General features: G+C 36.8%; 5 protein-coding genes. 1 reads left to right on the forward strand and 4 read right to left on the reverse strand.

The window, feature by feature from the left end:
* On the reverse strand, positions 1 to 291 hold a 291-nt coding region (locus tag AC06OU_RS02335; protein WP_475853698.1), incomplete at its 3' end, for a general stress protein.
* Positions 292 to 505: 214 nt separating this feature from the next.
* Positions 506 to 1,675 carry a MalY/PatB family protein gene (locus AC06OU_RS02340; RefSeq protein ID WP_475853700.1) on the reverse strand — a complete coding sequence of 390 codons (1,170 nt, stop codon included), beginning with the start codon at positions 1,673 to 1,675 and terminating at the stop codon, positions 506 to 508.
* Positions 1,676 to 1,751: 76 nt separating this feature from the next.
* On the opposite strand from AC06OU_RS02340, the gene AC06OU_RS02345 reads away from it, so the two are divergent.
* Entirely contained in the window at positions 1,752 to 2,012 is a 261-nt protein-coding gene (locus AC06OU_RS02345; protein WP_169359674.1) for a DUF1871 family protein, read from the forward strand.
* An 86-nt stretch (positions 2,013 to 2,098) separates the two neighbouring features.
* Here AC06OU_RS02345 and AC06OU_RS02350 read toward each other — a convergent pair whose 3' ends face one another.
* Both AC06OU_RS02350 and AC06OU_RS02355 read right to left on the reverse strand, forming a co-directional pair.
* On the reverse strand, positions 2,099 to 2,311 hold the full coding sequence (locus AC06OU_RS02350) for a helix-turn-helix domain-containing protein (RefSeq protein WP_169359675.1): 213 nt from the start codon (positions 2,309 to 2,311) through the stop codon (positions 2,099 to 2,101).
* 183 nt (positions 2,312 to 2,494) lie between these two features.
* Positions 2,495 to 3,518 (reverse strand): sodium-dependent transporter (locus tag AC06OU_RS02355; RefSeq protein WP_475853703.1); only part of this gene is annotated, 1,024 nt, incomplete at its 5' end.

Genomic DNA, 3,518 nt, shown 5'->3' on the forward strand with positions numbered 1-3,518 from the left:
TATAGTTGTCATAATTGGCCCTGCAGCCAACACAGCACCGAACCCAGGTATCAATACAGTCGATAGCCCTACTAGTACGCCAGCTAAACCAATGGCACCTCCTGTTACAGCACCTGCAATAGCTCCATCCTTAGTAGAAGGTTTTACTTCTTGTTTCACTTCAGAATCCCTTTTTGAATTTCTAGCAATAACTGAAATTTCCTCAGTAGTATATCCTTTCTCTTTTAAACCTTCAACTACTTCTTTCACTTGCTGCTCACTTTCATATACTCCAATAACATTATTTTTCATAAATAATTACCTCCTGTTATGTCGCATCTATTCTCTTTACCCTTTCTATTGTTTTTCAAGACATATTTAGTAACTGGTAATAAGTGGTACATTCCGTAACGGTCATTTCGATTCTTTAGTTTTAGTTACTTATGTCATATAAAAAAAGCTGATCATGACGTTAGTCACAATCAGCTTGTACAAAGGTTCTTCAATGGAACTTTGATTTTCTCATTTATTTCGATAATGCTAGTTTGAATCTAGCCACTCCGTCTTCGACTGTTGCTCGTGGACACGCCACGTTCATACGAAGGAAGCCATCTCCGCCTTCTCCATACTTCGTGCCAGGCTCTAACGCGAGTCTCCCTTTCGTTAATAAAAGGTCCATCATATCTTTCTCGTTCAAGCCAGTTCCTCGATAATCAATCCACATTAAATAGGTGCCCTCAGGCATAGAAACCTTCACACCTTCAATTGCTGATAAATGTTCCACTACGTATTTCATGTTGCCTTCTACAACTTCTAAAAGACCCTCTAGCCATTGTTCTCCGTGTTCGTATGCCGCTTGCATAGCTGTAAGTGAGAACACGTTCAATCCCATCTCACCACGTCTAGTTGCACCATTCTCTAAAACTTTTCGTAATTTTTCATTTGGTACAATTGTTGCTGCACCTTGAATACCAGCAAGATTGAACGTTTTAGTTGGAGCAAAGAAAGTGATAATATTATCTGTTTCCTCAGCTGCTACGAGAAGAGGTACATGCTTATTTGGCTTAAAAACAAGGTCTGAATGTATTTCATCTGAAAGGATCAATACATCATGATGCTTGCACAAGGCTGCCATTTTAGTTAAATCCTCTCTACCCCAAACCTTCCCGCCAGGATTATGAGGATTACAAAGGATGAATATCTTGATATCTTGCTTTAAGCATTCCTCAAAGGCTGTCCAATCTATTTCGAAAGAATTACCGTTTTCTATAAGGCGACAGGTAACGACTTCTCGCTCTAAATTATTTGGTATTCCTTTAAAGGGTGGATAGATTGGTGTATGGACGAGTATTTTATCTCCTTTTTGGGAAAAAGCATCAACAGCCTCCGCCATTCCAGGTATTACACCATGACGAAGAAGAATCCATTCATTCTGTATTTCTAGTTGGTGTTTAGTAGATACCCAGGTAGATAATGCATCTTTTACTGCTTCTGGTGCGATTGAATAACCAAAAACTGGATGCTCCAATCGCTTATGTATAGCTTCCTGTATAACTGGCGCAAGGCCGAAATCCATGTCTGCTACCCACATTGGTAGTACATCTGTGTCATCCTCAATTGCATATACCTGTTTTAACATATCCCATTTTGCGGAAAAAGTGTTACGACGATTGAAAATAGTTGAAAAATCTGACAAAGTAAATTCCCCTTTCAATTTTAACTTATTGTGTTATTATAACCCTAACTAATAAAAGTAGTAAGGTGAAAAAATAATGGATACAATACAGATGAATAGAAAAGCAGTTTGGATACTACAGGAATGGGATCCTTTCCAATTTGGTATCGATGCATACGAAACGGAGATTGCTGATGTAGTGACTGCTCTTCACGATATCGATCACCCATCCGAGCTTGCTAGAAAAATACAAGAAATCTATGAACATTCCTTTGAACAGTGGATTCCACTAGAAAAGTGTGTCGAAATTTCTTATAAGCTAATTGCAATAAAGTATGAAATGAAATGCATTATTTAACGAGCTATTACACTCTTTCAAATATAGGTTAACAAAAGAAAAAGCTTTCGATTCCTTGAATCGAAAGCTTTTTTCTATTACTATTCTTATACTTCTTGAAGACCATCCATTAAATTGGAGGCAGGTACTTCTAAAGCATTAGATAGCTTTAATATAGTTTGTGTTGATGGGACTTCACTACCTGATTCGTACGCTTCCAGTTTTCCAGCGCCGATTCTTGTTTTTAAGGAAAGTGTTTCTAAAGAAATATTGCGTTCTTCTCTTAGTTGTCGCAATTGCTCATGTAATTCTTTTTTCATGATTCCATCCACCTCTTTAAAAATTCTTCACATCTTACATCATATTATAGCATATTTTTTTTGAGAACTAGTTTCGAACAATTGTCAGAAAAAGTACAATTTTTGATTTGTTTATATTACAGCTCATTATTTTCATTTTCATAATTCGTATTTTTATATAAAAACAATCAAGAAAGTATCAACTTATTTGAGTACATTCAAAATGCCTTGAATAAATACGATTAAAATGGCAATTGGTGCTGCATATCTTACAATGATTCTCCATGCATTTAATAAAAAGCCTTTTGAGTCAAGCTCATTCGAAATATCTGCTTTGGTAAAGTGGTAACCAGCAAAAATAGAGATGAAAAGTGCTCCTAAAGGTAAGCCAACACTACTAGTAAAGAAGTCAGCAAAATCAAATATAGATAAGTCCAAGATTTTGATATCCTGTAGCACCCCAAAGGAAAGGGCACTAGGAATTCCGACAAGGAAAATTAAGAAACCTAAGATCCAAGCAAAACGTTTTCTTCGATCGTATTTTGACTTGATGCCGATGGAAACAACAATTTCTAACATGCTAATGGATGATGTTAGAGTAGCAAAAAGTAATAGTATAAAGAATATGATTAAGAAAAACTGTCCAAAAATAATTTGTTCAAATACTGCTGGAAGTATGATGAATACTAGGCCAGGTCCAGCATCTGGTGAAAAACCTAAGGCGAATACTGCAGGGAAAATAACTAAACCTGCCATAATGGATATTCCAATATTCAGCATAGAAACACTTAGAGCCGAGTTTCCTAATTTAGTTTCCTTTGGTAAGTATGATGCATAAGTAATCATTCCAGAAACACCGACGCTTAATGAAAAGAATGCCTGTCCCAATGCTAGCAGGGCAGTTTCCCAAGTAAAATATGACCAGTCTGGTACGAGTAAAAACTTAATACCTTCCATTGCTCCGTCAAGAGTCACCGAGCGTATGGCTAGTACTACGAAAAAGATAAGTAGTAAGGGCATCATCCACTTACTAGCCTTCTCAATACCTCCCTTAATCCCACCTTGGACAATCCAAACAGTTAACAAGATGAATGCTCCCTGTCCAATTAGCACTTCCCATGGATTTGAAATGACGGTATTGAATAAGTCCTCATAAAAGTTATCTGTACTTCCGTTTAGGCTAAGTGTAATAGAACGGAATAAGTAGGATAAAATCCAACCACCGACT

This window comes from Psychrobacillus sp. (assembly GCF_056205495.1).